General features: G+C 71.2%; 20 protein-coding genes. 11 read left to right on the top strand and 9 right to left on the bottom strand.

What is annotated here, in order from left to right; translation table 11 throughout:
• Positions 1-38 precede the first annotated feature (38 nt).
• Positions 39-161 carry a hypothetical protein gene (locus BXA11_RS45365; protein ID WP_275409675.1) on the top strand — a complete coding sequence of 41 codons (123 nt, stop codon included), beginning with the start codon at positions 39-41 and terminating at the stop codon, positions 159-161.
• Between the two features lie 29 nt (positions 162-190).
• Here the strand turns inward: BXA11_RS45365 and BXA11_RS16355 are convergent, their stop codons facing one another.
• Positions 191-871: a response regulator gene (locus BXA11_RS16355; RefSeq protein ID WP_076435395.1), complete on the bottom strand. Its 681-nt coding sequence runs from the start codon at positions 869-871 to the stop codon at positions 191-193.
• A gap of 4 nt (positions 872-875) precedes the next feature.
• Positions 876-2,012: a sensor histidine kinase gene (locus BXA11_RS16360; protein WP_076435398.1), complete on the bottom strand. Its 1,137-nt coding sequence runs from the start codon at positions 2,010-2,012 to the stop codon at positions 876-878.
• Positions 2,013-2,244: 232 nt separating this feature from the next.
• Here BXA11_RS16360 and BXA11_RS16365 point away from each other — a divergent pair, with 232 nt between their 5' ends.
• Complete coding sequence (locus tag BXA11_RS16365) at positions 2,245-3,735, top strand: nitrilase-related carbon-nitrogen hydrolase (protein ID WP_076435400.1); 1,491 nt, start codon at positions 2,245-2,247, stop codon at positions 3,733-3,735.
• A 7-nt stretch (positions 3,736-3,742) separates the two neighbouring features.
• On the opposite strand, the gene BXA11_RS16370 is transcribed toward BXA11_RS16365, so the two are convergent.
• Both BXA11_RS16370 and BXA11_RS16375 read right to left on the bottom strand, forming a co-directional pair.
• On the bottom strand, positions 3,743-4,180 hold the full coding sequence (locus BXA11_RS16370; RefSeq protein ID WP_076435402.1) for a nuclear transport factor 2 family protein: 438 nt from the start codon (positions 4,178-4,180) through the stop codon (positions 3,743-3,745).
• A 178-nt stretch (positions 4,181-4,358) separates the two neighbouring features.
• Positions 4,359-4,961 (bottom strand): TIGR03086 family metal-binding protein, encoded by a 603-nt coding sequence (locus BXA11_RS16375; RefSeq protein WP_239104846.1) that lies wholly within the window; start codon positions 4,959-4,961, stop codon positions 4,359-4,361.
• Positions 4,962-5,024: 63 nt separating this feature from the next.
• Between BXA11_RS16375 and BXA11_RS16380 the strand changes: the two genes are divergently transcribed.
• The 5 genes from BXA11_RS16380 to BXA11_RS16400 all read left to right on the top strand — a co-directional run bounded on the left by BXA11_RS16380 (position 5,025) and on the right by BXA11_RS16400 (position 9,286).
• Positions 5,025-5,474 (top strand): MarR family winged helix-turn-helix transcriptional regulator, encoded by a 450-nt coding sequence (locus BXA11_RS16380; RefSeq protein WP_076435406.1) that lies wholly within the window; start codon positions 5,025-5,027, stop codon positions 5,472-5,474.
• 43 nt (positions 5,475-5,517) lie between these two features.
• Entirely contained in the window at positions 5,518-6,399 is an 882-nt protein-coding gene (locus tag BXA11_RS16385) for a GNAT family N-acetyltransferase (protein ID WP_076435408.1), read from the top strand.
• Between the two features lie 77 nt (positions 6,400-6,476).
• A complete protein-coding gene (locus tag BXA11_RS43915; RefSeq protein ID WP_030510135.1) occupies positions 6,477-6,695 on the top strand; it encodes a hotdog family protein in 219 nt (72 codons plus the stop codon).
• Positions 6,696-6,808: 113 nt separating this feature from the next.
• Positions 6,809-8,068, top strand: a complete 1,260-nt coding sequence (locus BXA11_RS16395; protein ID WP_076435410.1) for an acetyl-CoA hydrolase/transferase family protein — start codon at positions 6,809-6,811, stop codon at positions 8,066-8,068.
• Positions 8,069-8,098: 30 nt separating this feature from the next.
• Positions 8,099-9,286: an acyl-CoA dehydrogenase family protein gene (locus tag BXA11_RS16400; RefSeq protein ID WP_076435412.1), complete on the top strand. Its 1,188-nt coding sequence runs from the start codon at positions 8,099-8,101 to the stop codon at positions 9,284-9,286.
• A 30-nt stretch (positions 9,287-9,316) separates the two neighbouring features.
• Here BXA11_RS16400 and BXA11_RS16405 read toward each other — a convergent pair whose 3' ends face one another.
• Positions 9,317-9,832 (bottom strand): GNAT family N-acetyltransferase, encoded by a 516-nt coding sequence (locus tag BXA11_RS16405; RefSeq protein ID WP_063754670.1) that lies wholly within the window; start codon positions 9,830-9,832, stop codon positions 9,317-9,319.
• Between the two features lie 44 nt (positions 9,833-9,876).
• Positions 9,877-10,344 (bottom strand): nuclear transport factor 2 family protein, encoded by a 468-nt coding sequence (locus BXA11_RS16410; protein ID WP_076435415.1) that lies wholly within the window; start codon positions 10,342-10,344, stop codon positions 9,877-9,879.
• A gap of 101 nt (positions 10,345-10,445) precedes the next feature.
• Between BXA11_RS16410 and BXA11_RS16415 the strand changes: the two genes are divergently transcribed.
• Positions 10,446-11,000 carry a TetR/AcrR family transcriptional regulator gene (locus BXA11_RS16415; protein WP_076435418.1) on the top strand — a complete coding sequence of 185 codons (555 nt, stop codon included), beginning with the start codon at positions 10,446-10,448 and terminating at the stop codon, positions 10,998-11,000.
• A 90-nt stretch (positions 11,001-11,090) separates the two neighbouring features.
• Complete coding sequence (locus tag BXA11_RS16420; RefSeq protein WP_083744292.1) at positions 11,091-11,939, top strand: carbamoyltransferase HypF; 849 nt, start codon at positions 11,091-11,093, stop codon at positions 11,937-11,939.
• 65 nt (positions 11,940-12,004) lie between these two features.
• On the opposite strand, the gene BXA11_RS16425 is transcribed toward BXA11_RS16420, so the two are convergent.
• Positions 12,005-12,331 (bottom strand): hypothetical protein, encoded by a 327-nt coding sequence (locus tag BXA11_RS16425; protein ID WP_239104845.1) that lies wholly within the window; start codon positions 12,329-12,331, stop codon positions 12,005-12,007.
• A 285-nt stretch (positions 12,332-12,616) separates the two neighbouring features.
• Here BXA11_RS16425 and BXA11_RS16430 point away from each other — a divergent pair, with 285 nt between their 5' ends.
• Complete coding sequence (locus BXA11_RS16430; RefSeq protein WP_239104844.1) at positions 12,617-13,069, top strand: hypothetical protein; 453 nt, start codon at positions 12,617-12,619, stop codon at positions 13,067-13,069.
• 80 nt (positions 13,070-13,149) lie between these two features.
• On the top strand, positions 13,150-13,554 hold the full coding sequence (locus tag BXA11_RS16435; protein ID WP_076435425.1) for a hypothetical protein: 405 nt from the start codon (positions 13,150-13,152) through the stop codon (positions 13,552-13,554).
• A 4-nt stretch (positions 13,555-13,558) separates the two neighbouring features.
• Here BXA11_RS16435 and BXA11_RS16440 read toward each other — a convergent pair whose 3' ends face one another.
• Positions 13,559-13,912, bottom strand: coding sequence for a DUF742 domain-containing protein (locus tag BXA11_RS16440; RefSeq protein WP_030510125.1), 354 nt, complete (start codon positions 13,910-13,912; stop codon positions 13,559-13,561).
• Positions 13,909-15,951: a sensor histidine kinase gene (locus tag BXA11_RS16445; protein WP_159454791.1), complete on the bottom strand. Its 2,043-nt coding sequence runs from the start codon at positions 15,949-15,951 to the stop codon at positions 13,909-13,911. Before BXA11_RS16445 ends, BXA11_RS16440 begins: the two co-directional genes overlap by 4 nt.
• Positions 15,952-16,059 lie beyond the last annotated feature (108 nt).

Raw genomic sequence — 16,059 nt, forward strand, 5'->3', positions numbered from 1 at the left:
TTCGGCAACGGCCCGGCTCGTGTACACGATTCGCCGAAGTGGAAATATTCGTTTCCGCGCCGGATTCACCGGAATCGCGCGGCACCTCGGGAAACTCCGCACGCGAATCGCCGATCGCCGCCGAATCCGGTGAAATATTCACCGGCGTGATCGCACCATGACCGACGCGGCGACGGGCGGCCGCGCGTCGTCATCCCCGGTCGGCGCGGGGCGTTTCCTGGTCGCCGGCGACGACCAGGCCGGATTCGTACGCGAAGACGACGGCCTGGGCGCGGTCGCGCAGGTCCAGTTTCGTCAGCAGGTTGCTCACGTGGCTCTTGACCGTGTGCTCGGTGACCACCAGATCCGCGGCGATCTCGGCGTTGGACCGGCCGCGTGCGAGCAGCCGCAGCGTATCCATCTCCCGGTCGGTCAGCTCACCGAGTCGCTGCCGCAGCCGGGGCCGGGCACGTCCACGCCCGACGAACTCGGCGATCAGACGCCGGGTGATCGCCGGGGCCAGCAGCGACTCCCCGCCGGCGACCAGGCGGACGGCGCGTACGAGGTCGTCCCGCCGCACGTCCTTGAGCAGGAAGCCACTGGCTCCGGCGCGCAGGGCGTCGTAGACGTACTCGTCGACGTCGTACATGGTCAGGACCAGCACCTTCGCGTCGGTCCTGCGGCACACCTGCGCGGTGGCCTCGACGCCGTCCACGCCGGGCATCCGGATGTCCATGAGCACCACGTCCGGCTGCAGTTCGACCGCCTTCGCGACGGCCTCGGCGCCGTCGGCCGCCTCGCCGACCACGGTGATGTCGTCGTGGGCGTCGAGGATCATGGCGAAGCCGCCGCGGAACAGGTCCTGGTCGTCGGCGACGAGTACGCGCAGCATGCCGTCAGCCGATCGGCAGGGTCGCGGTGACGGTGAGACCCGGGTTCCCGGCCCGGACGGCGAGGCGGCCGCCGCACGCCGTGACCCGCTCCCGCATCCCGATCATGCCGTGTCCTTCCCGTAGCTCCCGTGCGCCCCGTCCGTCGTCGGCGACCTCCACGTCCAGGGTGTCACCGGACCAGCGGAGCCCCACGCGGACGGTGCTCGCTCCAGCGTGCCGGATCGTATTGGTCAGCGCCTCCTGGATGATCCGGTACGCGGCGATGTCCACGTCGGAGGGAAGGCGCCGCGGCTCGCCGCGTACGTCGGCGGAGACCTCCAGGCCCGCCCGGCGGGCGTTGTCCAACAGGCCGGGCAGGGCGTCGAGCCCCGGCTGGGGCCCCCGGGCCGGAGCCGGACCGCCGGATGCCTCGCTTCCGCGCAGCGCGCCGAGGATCAGGCGGAGCTGGCCGATCGCGTCCCGTCCGGCCGCCGCGATCGCCTCGAAGACCGCCTCGGCCTTCTCCGGGTGATCGCGCATCACCAGCGGGCCGGTCTCCGCCTGGATCACCATGAGGCCGACCGAATGGGTCACGATGTCGTGCATGTCGCGGGCGATCCGGGTGCGTTCGCGGGCGACCGCGGCGGCGCGCTCCTCGCGGATGCGGGCTTCGCGCTCCCGCTCCGCGTCCCGGCCGGCCCGCCGGGCTCGTGCGCCCACGCCGACGGCGTACGCGGCGACGATCGCGGTGAGGAGGTAACGGTAGGTCTCCAGATTCTCGTGCGGGACGACGAGCGACACGGCCACCCCGGCGACGAGACCCGTGATGCCCGCGGCGCGCCGCGCCCGGGACAGATCCGCCGCCGCGAACGTGTAGGTGCACACCAGCACGCCGTAGGGAAGCAGCAGCACCACCAGGGTCGAGGAGTGCGGCAGCGACTTCGCCGTGATCGACAGGATCGTCGTGGCGCAGCCCACGACCGCCCCGACCGAAAGAATGGCGCGACGCCTCCACAGCACGGGCACCGACATCAGCACGGCGAGCACCACGGCCCACCACGGCTGCCGGTGCGGGACGAGGACGGGCGTCACCGTCATCACGGTGACGGCGCCGGCGATCGCGACGTCGGCCCTTGAGGGACTGAGGATGCTCGCCCGCATGACCGGCTCCGGGGGGTTGTCCGAGGGAACCCGGCAAGGCTATGCGCGCGGCGCCCGCGGTCGCCTCCACCGCCCGGCCGATGGCCGTCTCACTCCTTCGAGTGAGAGGCCGTGCCACGACCGTCTGAACGCTTCCGGTCCCCGCGACCGGCCCCCGGTTCGCTCTCGCCGGTGATGTGCCGTCCAGGCCGGATCCCGGAGGGTCGGGGCGGCTGGAGAAGGAGGCTGCTCGATGAATCCATCGATTCGACGTCTGGCCGTGGCGCTCGCCGCCACGGCGCTGTCGGCGACGCTGTTCCATTTCGGCACCGGGCTCACGCCGGTGCCCTGGCTCACCTGGCTCGCACCGCTCCCGGTGTTCGTCCTCGCTCACCACGTCGGCGCGCGCACCGCGTTCCTCGCGGCGTCGGCCGCGTGGCTCGGCGGTGAGACGGCGATGTGGGGCTACTTCCTCGACACGGTGCAGATCCCGCCGCCGATGGTCGTGTCGATGCTCGTCGGGTCGGCGCTGCTGTTCGGGCTGGTCGTCCTGTCGTCGCGGGCGCTGATGCGGAGAGGACGCCCGCTGGCGGCCGCCGCCGTCGTGCCGGCGGCCTGGGTCGCGGTCGAGTACGCGGTCTCGGTGCTGTCGCCGAACGGGGCCTGGTGGAGCCTGGCCTACACCCAGGCCGACGTCCTTCCGGTCCTGCAGACCGCGTCGGTCACCGGACCGTGGGGCATCACCTTCCTGGTCCTCGGGGTTCCGGCGGCCGCCGCCGCGCTTCTCGCACCGCTTCCCGCAGCACCGGGGGCGGCCGGGCGGCTGCGGGTGGCGGTGACCGCCGTGGTCGTCCTGGCCCTGGCGGTGGGGTACGGCGCCTGGCGGCTGCGCACGCCGTACGGGGACGACTCGGGCGCGGAGAAGGTGGCGCTGCTCGCCGCCGACGGGGGCGACTGGGCACCGGTCGCCTCGGCGGAGGGACGTGCCCTCCTCGGGCGATACACGGCGCGGATCCCGGACCTCGCCGCACGCGGCGCGCGGGTGGTCGTCATGCCGGAGAAGGTCTTCATCGCCGACGACGCGACGCTGCCCGTGCTGGTGGCGCCGCTGGCGCGGCTCGCCGCCGACCACCACGTCGACATCATCGTCGGGCTGGTCCTCAAGCGGTCGGGCACCCTCCGCAACGCGGCCCTCGACGTGCCCGCCGACGGGAGCCGGCCGGTCGAGTACTTCAAGCGTCACCTGATCCCGGGACTGGAAAGCGACTTCCGACCCGGGGACCGCAACGCCTTCGTGCCCGGTTCGGGCTCCCGCTGGGGGATCGCGATCTGTTTCGACCTGGACCTGCCCGGCCTGGTGCGCGACTACCGCAGGAGCGGCGCCACGGCGATCTTCGTGCCGGCCTGGGACTTCGACCGGGACCGCTGGCTGCACGGGAGGATGGCGGTGACCCGGGGTGTCGAGACGGGGCTCACCGTGGCACGCGCGGCGCGCAACGGCGACCTGGTCGTGAGCGACGCCAACGGCCGGATCAGGACCGAGGCGCACAGCGCGGACGCGCCCGTCGTGTCCGCCCTCACCGCGCTGCCCGCCCGCTCGGCCGACACGCTCTACACAAGGTTCGGCGACTGGTTCGCCTGGGCCTGCGCGCTCCTGCTGCTGCTCGCACTCGCGTCCCCGGCCCTCGACCGGCGCGCGGCAGGCGTCCGGCGCGTGCGGGCGGCGAGCGCCGCCGCGCCGTGACAGAGCACTACGGGGAACCGCCGTCGAACGAGAGACCACCCCCGAGCTGGGCCGCCACCTCTAACTGGTCGTAGAAGAGCCGATGGCTGAGGATCACCCCACCCTCCACGGTGGAGAAGCTGCACGAGCGCAGGAGGACGGCCCGGCCAGTGCCCTCCAGCACGTCCCCGCCGGGTAAGAGGAGGGGTCCCTTGTGGGTGCCGCTGATCGTGAACTCCGCCGCCACGGTGTCTCCGAACAAGGTCACCGACTGCGGAGTGATCACCATGTTGGGGTACGCCTCCAGCCACTGGGTGTAATAGGAGGCGATCTCCTCCCTGCTCTCGGCGATGCCGTCCGGGGCGACGAGCACGGCCCGCTCGTCGAAGCACTGCGCCAAGGCGTCGAGGTCATGACGGTTGATGGCCTGTCTCAGCCTGTCCACGGCACGAAGCACTTCGGACATCTGACGTTCCCTTCCTCCCGACGAGAGCGGCCGTACGGTACGCATGCGCCGTGACCGGCATGACGAAGCCCGGACATCGGCGGCTTTTTCACGATAACCCAGCTCACAGGCTGGGTCGTGTGAGTCGACGGGGACTCAGGACTCGTCAGCACCCCTGTCCTGTGCCTTGCACCCCCCTCTATCGGGCCCACTGCTCCCGTGAGCGGGGAACAGCGGGGGTCCGGCCGAGGCGGGCGAGGATCTGGTCGAAGCGGGAGGCCTCCGGGGCGGTGGGCACGCTCGGCGCGAACGCGGCGCCCGGCCTCTCGCGATACTCGCCGTCCGGCACGGCCAGGGCGATCGGCCAGGCCGCCTCGGCCAGGTCGGGGTCGGGGTCGTAGGCGATCCCCAGTGTGCGGGCGACGTCCCACCCGTGGACCAGATAGTCGATGAAGTGGAAGCCGATGGCGTGCGCGGCCGGGAACGGCGCGTCCACCCCCACGTGGGGAAGGACGAACCCGCGGTCGAGCACCCCCTCGGCCGCGAACGCGGCGGTGAGGCGCTCGGCCGCCGCGGCGTAGGCCCAGACGGGGTCGGGGGCGGGCTGCTCCCGCCACGCGTCGAGGTCGGCCCCGCGGCCCTCAGCCGCGGCGGCGAAGCCGAGGTGCTGGGCGGTCATGTGCGCGAGCAGGTCGGCCAGAGTCCAGCCCGCGCAGGGGGTCGGGCGCTCCAGGTCGCCGGGGCGCACCTCGGCCACGATGTCGACGCTCGCCTGCACGGCCCGCCGGTCCAGTTCCCGCATGTCCATCTTTCCTCCAATTTCATAAGCGCATGCAGACAATATGCACATGCTTATTGTCTGTCAATGCCTAAGCTGTGGGGCATGCCCGACCGCCCCGATCTCGCCGCGATGGCGGCCCCCCTGACCAGGGCGCTGATGGCCGCGGAGACGCCGATCCTGCGGGAGCACGGCCTGTCGATGTGGGCGTACGCCGTGCTTCTGCGTCTGGACGAGCGGCCCGTGCGCACGCAGGCCGCGCTGGCGGAGTCGATCGGCGCCGACAAGACACGCATCATCAGCGTCCTGGACGAGCTCCAGCGCAGAGGGCTGATCGAGCGGAGCCCGGACCCGGCCGACCGGCGCGTCCGGCTCCTGTCCATCACGCCCGAGGGTCGCCGCCTGCGGGACGCGGCTCAGGCGGGCATCCGCCGGATGGAGGAACGGCTGCTGTCCCGGCTGCCCGACGACGACAAGGAGGCGTTCGTGCGGGTGTTGCGGGTCCTGTCCGCTCTGCCTTCGCAGGAGTTCCGGTAAATCCCGTTGATCGATGATGGGCCGATGGTTACGGTGTGCCCCCATGTCTTTGCAGTTGACCCGTCTGGTCGATCCGCACACCGGCACATCGAGTCACCGTCTGGCCTGGCTGGCCTCCCGGCCCGACGGCGCGCCCGCGGGATCGGCGTACCTGCGCCTGTTCACCGCCGCAGGGCACGAGCATCTCGCCGAGCTCGACCTGCACGTCCACCCGGCCGAGCGCCGCGACGGGGTGGGGTCGCACCTGCTCGGCGCGGCCCTGGCGGCGGCGCGTGAGGAGGGCAGGCGGTGCGTCACCGCGGAGGCGGAGGCCGGCGCCCCCGGAGAGGCGTTCCTGGCCGCGCGGGGGTTCCGCCCGGCGCTGGGCCTGACGTTCACCCGCCTGCCGATGGCCGGGGTGGACCCCGCCGTCCTCGGCGCGGCCCTCGCGGAGCCGCATCCGGGATATCGGCTGGTCTCCTGGGAGGGCGTCGTCCCGGACGAACTGGCCGGGACGTTCGCCGCGTCCCGCCGCGCCATGGACGACATGCCGATGGACGGCCTCGATTACCGGCCGGCGCCCTGGGACGTCGCCCGGGTCAGGGCCGCCGCCGAGGCGATCGCGCGGCGTGGCGAGCTCCTGCACACCGTCGCCGCGGTCGACGAGGCCGACGGGACGATCGCGGGCTTCACCGAACTGGTGGTGCCCGGCGACGGCACGGGCGACGGGCAGCACTACGGCACCGGCGTCCTTCCCGAGCACCGCGGGCGCGGCCTCGGCCGCTGGATGAAGGCCGAGATGATCCGGCTGGTCCGGGAACGCCACCCGGACCTCGGCGGGCTGCTCGCCGACACCGCCGACGGCAACACGTACATGCGGGCCATCAACGACGCCTTCGGCTACCTGCCGACGCACCGGACCGTGCGGTACCGGCTCGACCTCTAAGGTCGTTCTGACATCTGCCGGGCGCGACCGCGTCGGGTGGCAGACTGGGAAGGAATCGGACCGAAGAGGAGGTCGAGATGACCACCGAATCGGCAGGGCGGGTCTCGTGGCCGGGCCGCTACTTTGAGGACTTCCCAGTGGGCGGCATGTATCGGCATCCGCTGGGGCGGACGGTGGCCGCCACGGACAACGTATGGCAGGCCCTCCTGACCCAGAACACCATGCCTGCGCCCGACGACAAGATCCGGGCCAGAGCCGCTGTCGCCGAGGCGCTGGGCGAGTTGAAGGACAGATGATCGACAGGCCGCGACTGGAGGCTGCCCGCCGGTTGCTGAAGCAGGGAGGTCAGGAAGACACCTGACCGCCGGATCGGCGGCGCGACGGCAGTTGCGGTCCACCAGGAGGTGTCATGAACGCGCCGACCGACGTGCTGGACCTGGTACGAGACGGCGCGGACCTGATCGTGCCGATCCACCACGGTGAACCGCACACTGTCATTGATGCTCTTGAGGCCCACGCCGACCGCTTGACCGGTGTTCGGATCCATCAGATGGATCCCGCCCGCGAACGCCCCTACATCAACGGCGAATACCCAGGGCGGCTGACCCATGTCAGCTACTACCTGGGGCCTGGTTGCCGGCAGGCGTACTGGAACGGCACGTGTGAGCTCGTCCCGGCGCACTTCAGCGAGATGCCCCTGCTGCTACGCGAGCACACCCGGCACTCCCTGGTCCTGGCCGCCTCGACCATGCCCGACGAGCAGGGCTACTTCAGCCTGGGCACCAATGCCGACTACGTGGCCGCCTTCATCGGTGAGGTGCCGTTCTTCCTGGAGGCCAACCCGCGGATGCCGCGCACTTTCGGACAGAACCAGATCCACGTCAGCCAGGTCGCCGGCTGGTGCGTCGCCGACTACCCCCTGCGGGAGACGATGCCGGCCGTATCCGACGACCGGGACACGCGCATCGCGGAACTGGTCGCCGAGCGCGTGCCGAACGGGGCATGCCTGCAGATCGGCGTCGGCCGCATCCCCAACGCGCTGCTGGCCGAGCTGGCGGGGCACCGCGATCTGGGCGTGCACACCGAGGCGATGTCCGACGGCGTCATGCACCTGGCGGAACAAGGCGTCGTCACCGGCGTGCGCAAGAAGCTCCAACGCGACAAGCATGTCGCCACCTTCTGCATCGGCACCCGGCGTTTCTTCGACTGGCTCGACGGCAACATGTCGGTGGCCATGCTGCCGGTCGACTGGGTCAACGACCCACGGGTGGTGGCCCGCGAACCCGCCATGATGTCGATCAACGCCACCAGTGAGATCGACCTCATGGGCCAGGCGGCCAGCGAGACCATCGCGGGTCGTTACTGGTCGGGCTCGGGAGGGCAGGCCGACTTCGCCCGCGGCGCCATGTACTCCGACGGGGGACAGGCGTTCCTTGTCACCCACGCGACCACCAGCGACGGCATCAGCAGAATCAAGGTCCAGCTCGGCCGCGCCACCCCGGTCACCACGCTGAAGAACACCATCGACCACGTCGTCACCGAGTACGGCATCGCTGAGCTGAGGGGGCGCAGCATCTCCCGGCGTGCGGCCGCGCTGATCGCCATAGCCCACCCCGATCACCGCGACCGGCTCACCTACGAGGCCCGCCACGCCGGGTTGTTGCATTGAACGTGTCGACAATGAGGGAGGGGACCGGGCATGGACGATATCGCCATTCACGACACCGACGCCGCCCACCAGCGGCTATCCGCGGGGGTGCGCGAACTCTGTGAGCGTTTCGGCGACGAATATTGGCGCGCCCGCGACCGCGAGCGGGCCTATCCGGAGGAGTTCGTACGCGCCCTCACCGAGGCCGGGTACCTGTCAGTCCTCATCCCGAAGGAGTACGGGGGGCTGGGGATGGGGGTCACTGAGGGAAGCATCATCCTGCAGGAGATCAACCGTTCCGGCGGGCACTCTGCCGCCTGCCACGCCCAGATGTACACCATGGCACCGTTGCTGCGGCACGGCAGCGAGGAGCAGAGACGGCGCTATCTGCCCGAGATCGCGACCGGCAGGCTGCGGCTGCAGGCATTTTCCATCACCGAGCCCGAGGCCGGATCCAACACCACCCGGATTCACACCATGGCGGTGCGCGACGGCGAGGACTACGTGGTGACCGGCCACAAGAACTGGACCAGCCGGATCGCCCAGTCGGACCTTCTGATGCTGCTGGCCCGCACTCGTCCGCCGGCGGAGGATCCCGCTGAACGGGCCGAGGGCATCAGTCTCTTCCTCGTCGACCTGCGTCAGGTCCGTGAGGAGCAGCCCGGCACGCTGGTCATCGAACCGGTCCGCACCATGTTCAACTACGCCACCAACCAGGTCTGGTACAAGGGCATGCGGATCCCCGCCGACAGCCTGATCGGCGAGGAGGGGCAAGGATTCCGCTACGTCATCGACGGCTGGAACGCCGAACGCATCCTCCTGGCCTCCGAGGCCATCGGCGACGGGTACTGGTTCCTCGACCGGGCGGTCGCGTACGCCAGGCAGCGTGACGTCTTCGGTCACCCCATCGGGGCCGATCAGGGCGTGCAGTTCCCATTGGCCCGCGCCTACACCCAGGTCGTCGCAGCCGACCAGATGCGCACCCGCGCGGCCGCCCTGTTCGACAGTGGGCAGCACAGCGGAGCTGAGGCGAACACGGCCAAGTTCCTGGCGAGCGAGGCCAGCTGGCAGGCGGCCAACGTCTGCCTGGACACCCACGGCGGCAACGGGTTCGTGGATACCTGGGACGTCGAGCGGAAGTTCCGCGAGACCCGCGTTTACCAGGTCGCCCCTGTCAACAACAACCTGATCTTGGCCTTCCTCGGACAGCACGTCCTCGGACTGCCCCGCTCCTACTGAACGATCACGATCGTCACCAAGGGGCACTGGCTAGCGGCTCGTGAAGCCGTGCCCGAGCGGCGGGCCCAGCCGCAGCTGAAGAGCCGGATAGCGGGGCGCGTCGAACCCGAGGGACTGATACAGCTCGATCCCGTACGACGTGGCGTTGAGGTCGATCGTCCGGACCCCGGTCTCGGTGCGATACCAGGCGAGCAGCGCGTCGAGACAGGCGCGGGCGAGGCCGAGCCGGCGGCGGCGCCGGTCGGTGCAGATGTTGAAGACGTGGCCCTGCAGGCCGCTCGGGTTCGTCGGCCCCGGCGCGCGGGAGTCACAGGTGCCCGCCGCACAGCTCACCACGCCGAGCGCCGGGTCGTCCACCACGAACGCGGCGAAGTCCCTCGGATCGCTCAGCCGCCGGGTGAACCACGCCTCGGCCGTCGCCCGCCAGGGCGCGCTCTCGTCCCCGACGTCCGCCCCCATGTCCTCCAGCATCACGGCGCGCAGGCGGACGAGGGCCGCGGCGTCCGCCGCCCCCGCCCGGCGGACCACGGTCCCCGAGATCGTCATGGTCACCATTGTGGCCGTGCCCGCAGGCGGAAGCGTGATCCCGATCAGGCCGTCGCGGCGGCGTTCTCCGTGGAGTCGTTCTCCGCGGCGGCCACGACGTCCTTCAGCCGGCCCATCGCGTGGTAGGTGCCGAACACGTCCATGTAGTCGCGCGCCTCCACGATCTCGCCGTTCCGCACGCGCAGGGTCAGCAGGCCCGTGGCCCGGAACGGCCGGCCGTCGGGCTCGATCGTGCCGGTGGCCTCCCACTCGCCGATGACGACCTCGGGGTCGGCCGCCTCGTGGACGACGACGTCGTGGAGCTCGGCGATCCGTACGGGGCTCGCGCCCCACGCCGCGCGGTAGAGGGCGCGGACCGCCTCCCGCCCCTCCAGGCGGGCGGGGAACAGCGGCGCCCGGAACGGGAACGTGTGGAGCGCGTCGGCGGCGTAGAGATCGGCGAGGTCGTCGGCCGCCCTGCCGACCATCGCCCGGTGGTAGCGGGCCAGGACCTCACGTGGGGTGAGTCGCATCGTTTCTCCGATCGTTCGAGAACGCTTCGCTCAACAGCTGTTGAGACTCAACGACTGTAGAGTGAATGGGCCGATCGGGTCAACGCCGGTAGAGTCGACGCGTGGAGGGGACGCCGACGAGCCGGGCAGAGCGCCGGCGCCGCACGGAGGAGCGCATCCTGTCCGCCGCGCGCGCGATCTTCGCCGAGCGCGGCTTCCAGCGCACGACGATCCGGGCCGTGGCGGCGGCGGCCGAGGTCGATCCGGCCCTGGTCATGCAGTACTTCGGGTCGAAGCAGGAGCTGTTCGAGCAGGCGGTGCGGATTCCGTCGATCCCGCCGCTGGACGGCGAGCTGGAGCCGGTCGAGGAACTGCTGGGCAGGATCGGCATGAAGATGGGGCCGCTGCCGCAGGCGACTGTGGCGATGATGCGCTCGATGCTCACTCACCCCGACGCCGCCGAGGAGGTGCGCGGCAAGCTCGACGCCCAGGTGGCGCAACTGGCGGACGCGATCGGCTCCGGCGACGCCGAACTGCGGGCGGCCCTGATGGTCAGCACGATGCTGGGCGTGACGATCGCCCATCAGCTGCTCGGCCTCACGGCCTTGCGCGACGCGTCCCCCGAACGGATCGCCGAGGCGCTCCGCCCGTCCCTGCGCTCCCTCGCCGACGGCTGAGGAGGCCGTACGGCGGGACCGCGGGCGGGGCTCCTGAGAATCCCGTGACCTGTGTGATTAGAGCGCTCGGCCGGGGGCAGTGCCGCTTCCATGGTCATCTCGGCTTCCCCCGGCGCTCGGCGAAGTGAGCGGGGGCTCTGTCCGGCCTGCGTGCGTGAGCTGTTCGACCGGGCCGGCCGCAGGTATCTGTATCCGCTCGTCTGCTGCGACGACTGCCGCCCGCCCGCGGCTGACCAGCTCTCTGCCGACTCGCCCTCTGCCGTCCTGTGCGAGGACTGCGGACGGGAGAGCCGGGCGCCGGACGTCCGCAGGTCCGCGTCCGTCGCGACGGGCTGCGCGACCTGCGGCCCCGCCCTCAGGTGGGAGGCGGCCACGGGTGCGGACGCGCTGACCGCGGCCGTCGCGGCGATCGGGGCCGGGGGAGTGGCCCGCGTGCACGATCTGTTCGCCGACCAGGTGGTCTGCGACGCCAGGTCCGAGCAGGCGCTGGCCCGCATGGACGGCGCGTCCGGGCCGGTGCGCGTGCTGGTGAGGAACGTCTCGATGGCGCGGGAGGTGGCGACCCTGTCCGGTCCGGACATCCGCGCGCTGGTCGAGCGGGCCGAGCCCGCCACGCTGGTGCGGCTGCGTGAGCCGGTGCTGCCCCGGGCCGTACGGCGCGCGACCCCCGACGCCGACCTGTTCCTGCCGCGCACTCCGTTGCAGTATCTGCTCACCGCGCGCATGGACGGCCCGCTTGCCGTGTGGGACCGGTCGGGCGACCAGGCGGACGAGTGGCCGTGCGACGGGACGCTGACCGTGGGCGGGCTCGCACGCGCCGGGCGCCGAAGCTGGACGACGGGGTTGCCGGCTCGCCTGGCGCTGGGCGGGGCCTCCTCCGCCTTCATCAGAAGGGAACCGGCCGCGAGCCCGGCGCCGTCGCCCCTTGGCGCTTCCTGACGCGTCACGCCCTCACGTGGACAGGGGAGCGGGCTCTGCCCGCTCCCCTGCGCGGTGTTATCCGGTCAGGCCTTGGCGCAGATCGCGTAGACGCTGATGCCCACGGTGTTGTAGGAGTTCTGCCGGCCGAGGGCGATCCATCCGGTGCCGTCCGGGGTGGGGAAGCTGCCCACGAGCACCGCGTCGTTGCCCTGCGCCTCGCCGCCGCCGCCCACGGCGCGCTTGCCCGCGGGGCAGTACACGGTGCGCCGGGTGAAGTTCGGCACGTTCGCGTTGGGCAGCGTCACGATCTGGTAGCCGTCGACGACGGCTGGGGACGTGGTCTGCGGGCCCGCGTCGGCCAGCGCGCCCGCGCCGGTGACCGTGAGCCCGGTGAGGACCAGCGCGCTCATCGTGATTGCCTGAACAAATCGCACGTAAAAGCTCCGTTGTATCGGAAATGACCGGATTTCGGATCGAAGAATCGGGTGTGAATGGCGCAACGCCGTCCCCGTCGGATCCGTCGCCACATCTACCCTTGATCGTCTTCGATCACACCTCGCAATGACGTATTTACTGCGCGTAGTGCATGTGTCGGCTCCGGCATGACACAAGGTCACGACGGTCCATGCGAGGCTCGGCGCGGCGCCGGGGGCGGACGTTCGGCCGTGGGTACGTTCCTGATCGGGAGGATCGCCATGAGAAAGATCGTCGCTGTCGCCGTGTTCGCTGCGATGACCATGCTCGGCACGGTCGCCGCAGTCGCGTCGGTGGCCGCCGGGACCGGCGGCCACCCGAGCACCGGCCCGTGGGCCGGGAGTCCGCCGCAGGCGCTCGCCCTGCCCAAAGGGCCCGTGCTGCCCAAAGGAGGGGTGCAGCGGCAGGAGGTGAGCCAGAGGCAGTACGACATCCTCGTCGGCCAATGCCGCTACGCAAAGACGCCGGAGGCGCGGGACCGCTGCCGCACGCAGGTGCGCGAGCAATACAAGGTGGGCACGTTCAACCCGGCCCTCGACTGCCGCACGTACTCCGGGGTCAGTGTCTGCGGCATTCTCGAACTCAGCGCCGCGCAGCGCGCCTGCGTCCAGGAGTCGGTGGGCGGCGGGCTGACCCGCCGGCGGGCCGAGGTGGAGTGCTACGCCTTCCGCTGAGGTCGCCCTTTCCGGCGAAATCTCCGGTCCAACCTAATAATTTGGCTAAACCGCAACTTTCCGTGATCTACCCTGCGGGGGTGGACGCCAACAGTCAGGGTGCCGCCGAACTCCTGGAAGCGCTGATGCGAACGGCGGCGCGGTTCAGCGAGATGGGGCGGTCCGTCTCCCGCGACTTCTTCCCCCACGTCCGCGCCGAGCCCGTCTCCGACCTGGCCGGGCCCGCCGTACGGCTCGGCGCCGCGCTGGCGCTCCCGGGGCACGACCTCGTGTTCGAGACCGCCGTCGCGGTCGGCGAGGAGACGTTCAGCGTGCGGGGCGGCCTCGTGCTGGACGGCGAGGAGGACATCCTGGTCCTGCCGTCCGTCGAGACCGCCGACGCGGTGGCGTGCGCGGCCCTGCTGGACCGGTACGCCGACGAGCTGATGACACCGGCCCGCTGGCACGTGCAGCGGCTGATCGAGGCCTGCGAGGAGGACTCCTGACGCCTCACAGCGCCTGGAGTCCCTGGATCACCTCGCGGAGGATGCGTTCCTCGGGCAGCTGGGCGACCGTGGCCTGCGGCCGCGCGTTGATCAGCCCCTGGTCGCGCAGGTCGCCCAGCAGGATGCGCACGACGTTCAGCGACATGCCGAGCTCCGAGGCCAGGTCGGCCACAGAGAGGGGGATCCGGCACAGCTGCAGGATCCGCCAGTGCTCGGGGGCCAGCCCGGAGACCCCGCTGTACGCGGCGGGAGCCGTCCTGATGATGGTCATCAGGTCGAAGTCGGGCCCGCTCGGGCGCGTACGGCCACGGGTGAGCGTGTAGGGGCGCAGCAGCGGCCCGTCCTCGTGTTCTGTCACGAGTCCTCCTGAGCGCGTTGCCAGCCGGCCTGGAAGGAGGAGAACAGGTCGCCCCGCTCCTCTCTGAGCTGCGGCGCCAGGCTGGCCTGCCGCACCCGGCGGGGGAGGGAGTCCTGGGCGCCGCCGCTGATCGGCGGCGTGAGGGCCAGGGCTGGGGGCGGGGTCTCCGGCTGGGCGAGGCGCTCGACCGCCGGTTCCCTCGTGTCGTTCTCCACCACGATCTCCTGCGGGAGCAGGAGCACGGCGCTCGTCCCGCCGTACGGCGAGGTGCGCAGGGAGACGCGGATGTTGTGCCGCCGGGCCAGCAGCCCGACGACGAACAGCCCGAGCCTGTCACTGTCGGCCAGGTCGAACTCCGGCGGGTCGGCGAGCCGCGCGTTGAGGTGCGCCAGCTCCTCCGGGGGGATGCCGAGCCCGCGGTCCTCGACCTCGATGGCGAAGCCCCGGGCGACCAGCTCGCCCCTGACCTGCACGCGGGTCTGCGGCGGGGAGAAGACCGTGGCGTTCTCGATCAGCTCGGCGAGCAGGTGGACGACGTCGGTGACGCTGCCGCCCGCGAGCGAGTAGCCGTGGGGCATGTTCACGTCCACCCGCAGGTAGTCCTCCACCTCCTCGGTGGCGGCGCGGGCCACGTCGTACAGCCGGACCGGGTTGCGCCAGCCGCGGCCGGGGACGGCGCCGGACAGGATGATCAGACCCTCCGCGTGGCGGCGCATGCGGGTGGTGAGGTGGTCGACGCCGAACAGCCGTTCCAGCAGGTCGGGGTCGTTGATCTCCTTCTCCAGGCCGTCCAGCATGCCGAGCTGGCGCTGCAGGAGCGACTGGCTGCGGCGGGCCAGGTTCAGGAAGACCTTGTTGACGCCCTTGCGCAGCTCGGCCTGGCCGACGGCCGCCTCGATCGCGGTGAGCTGCACCGAGGTGAACGCGCGTCCGAGGTTCTCGATCTCGACGGTGCCGCTGGCCTGGGCCATCGGCGGCGTCTCGGCCGCCACGTCGACGTCCTCGCCGCGCCGCAGCCGCCGTACGAGGTCGGGCAGCCGCCGCCCGGCCAGGTCGGCCGCGGCCCGGTGCAGGATGCTCAGCTCGCCGGTCACCGTACGGGCGAACCGGAAGGAGATGAACGCGGTCGCGAGGACGGCCGCCAGGCCGAGCCCGCCGACGATGCCGATGTCCCAGAGCACGCTCTGCGCCAGCGGCACGGCGCGGGCGGCGGTCGCGTCGGCGGCCGCGTCGGTCGTCTCGGTGAGCTGGCGGGTCAGGGCCTGAGCCGTCGTCGGCCAGGCGAGCGCCTCCGGCGGGAGCGGCTGGCCCGGCCGCACCCTGGAGATCACGTCGTCCTCCAGGGAGACGAACGACGTGTAGACCGGCGTGGAGTTCAGCGCGCCGTACTGCTTGAGCAGGCCGGCGTCGAGCTGGCTCGTGCCGAGCTGGTAGAGCAGGCGGCGCTTGCCGACCATCCCCGAGAAGGCGTCCCGTTCGTCCTGCGTCATCCGCCCGGACGCCTGCGCGCCCAGCACGAGCGCGGACTGCTGGCTGACCAGCTCGCGGCTGCGGGTGATCAGGATGAGCGCCTTGGTCTGTTCGATGATGTCGATGTCCGGGGAGATCATCAGGCGGTCGTAGACCTGGTGGGCGGTCTCGACGACCGTGCTGTACTCCTCGATCGCGTCCAGGCGGGTGAGCCGGTGGTCGTCGATCTGGCCGCGCAGGATGTCGAGCCGGTCCATCTGCCGGATCAGGTCCTGGGCCCGGTCCCACATGGCGGGAGGCGTCTCGTCCCGGGCCTGCTCCGACAGGCGGGTCAGCAGGACCGCGGCGGCGTCGGTCTTGCGGCGCTGCACCTGGAGATCGGTGCGCAGCGACGAGGTGCGCCAGGCGAGGTAGCTCACCGACACGAACCGTTCGGTCTGCAGCTCGTTGATGGCCGCACTGACGGGATAGACGATGTTGTCGTAGACCTTCTGGATGCGCAGGAGCTGCTGCCCCTGCTCGATGGTCAGCTTGGCGGCGAACCCCCAGATCACCACCAGGGCGGTCACAGGCACCAGCAGAATCGCGAAAATCTTGAAGCGGATGGACCGTTTCCGACCAGCCATTAGACCTGCCCGTCGGTTACATACGTGTTAACAGTGGCGAAACCATAGCAA

It is taken from the genome of Microbispora rosea, assembly GCF_900156315.1.
Taxonomy (GTDB): Bacteria; Actinomycetota; Actinomycetes; order Streptosporangiales; family Streptosporangiaceae; genus Microbispora; species Microbispora rosea.

Coding starts and splice junctions, on each gene's coding strand:
- BXA11_RS16360 (WP_076435398.1), bottom strand. CDS start 2,012: ATGCGGGCGAGCATCCTCAGTCCCTCAAGGGCCGACGTCGCGATCGCC.
- BXA11_RS43915 (WP_030510135.1), top strand. CDS start 6,477: ATGACCACCGAATCGGCAGGGCGGGTCTCGTGGCCGGGCCGCTACTTT.
- BXA11_RS16405 (WP_063754670.1), bottom strand. CDS start 9,832: ATGACGATCTCGGGGACCGTGGTCCGCCGGGCGGGGGCGGCGGACGCC.
- BXA11_RS16380 (WP_076435406.1), top strand. CDS start 5,025: ATGCCTAAGCTGTGGGGCATGCCCGACCGCCCCGATCTCGCCGCGATG.
- BXA11_RS16375 (WP_239104846.1), bottom strand. CDS start 4,961: ATGCGGGAACTGGACCGGCGGGCCGTGCAGGCGAGCGTCGACATCGTG.
- BXA11_RS16385 (WP_076435408.1), top strand. CDS start 5,518: ATGTCTTTGCAGTTGACCCGTCTGGTCGATCCGCACACCGGCACATCG.
- BXA11_RS16355 (WP_076435395.1), bottom strand. CDS start 871: ATGCTGCGCGTACTCGTCGCCGACGACCAGGACCTGTTCCGCGGCGGC.
- BXA11_RS16370 (WP_076435402.1), bottom strand. CDS start 4,180: ATGTCCGAAGTGCTTCGTGCCGTGGACAGGCTGAGACAGGCCATCAAC.
- BXA11_RS16425 (WP_239104845.1), bottom strand. CDS start 12,331: ATGAGCGCGCTGGTCCTCACCGGGCTCACGGTCACCGGCGCGGGCGCG.
- BXA11_RS16430 (WP_239104844.1), top strand. CDS start 12,617: ATGAGAAAGATCGTCGCTGTCGCCGTGTTCGCTGCGATGACCATGCTC.
- BXA11_RS16410 (WP_076435415.1), bottom strand. CDS start 10,344: ATGCGACTCACCCCACGTGAGGTCCTGGCCCGCTACCACCGGGCGATG.
- BXA11_RS16420 (WP_083744292.1), top strand. CDS start 11,091: ATGGTCATCTCGGCTTCCCCCGGCGCTCGGCGAAGTGAGCGGGGGCTC.
- BXA11_RS16395 (WP_076435410.1), top strand. CDS start 6,809: ATGAACGCGCCGACCGACGTGCTGGACCTGGTACGAGACGGCGCGGAC.
- BXA11_RS16365 (WP_076435400.1), top strand. CDS start 2,245: ATGAATCCATCGATTCGACGTCTGGCCGTGGCGCTCGCCGCCACGGCG.
- BXA11_RS16400 (WP_076435412.1), top strand. CDS start 8,099: ATGGACGATATCGCCATTCACGACACCGACGCCGCCCACCAGCGGCTA.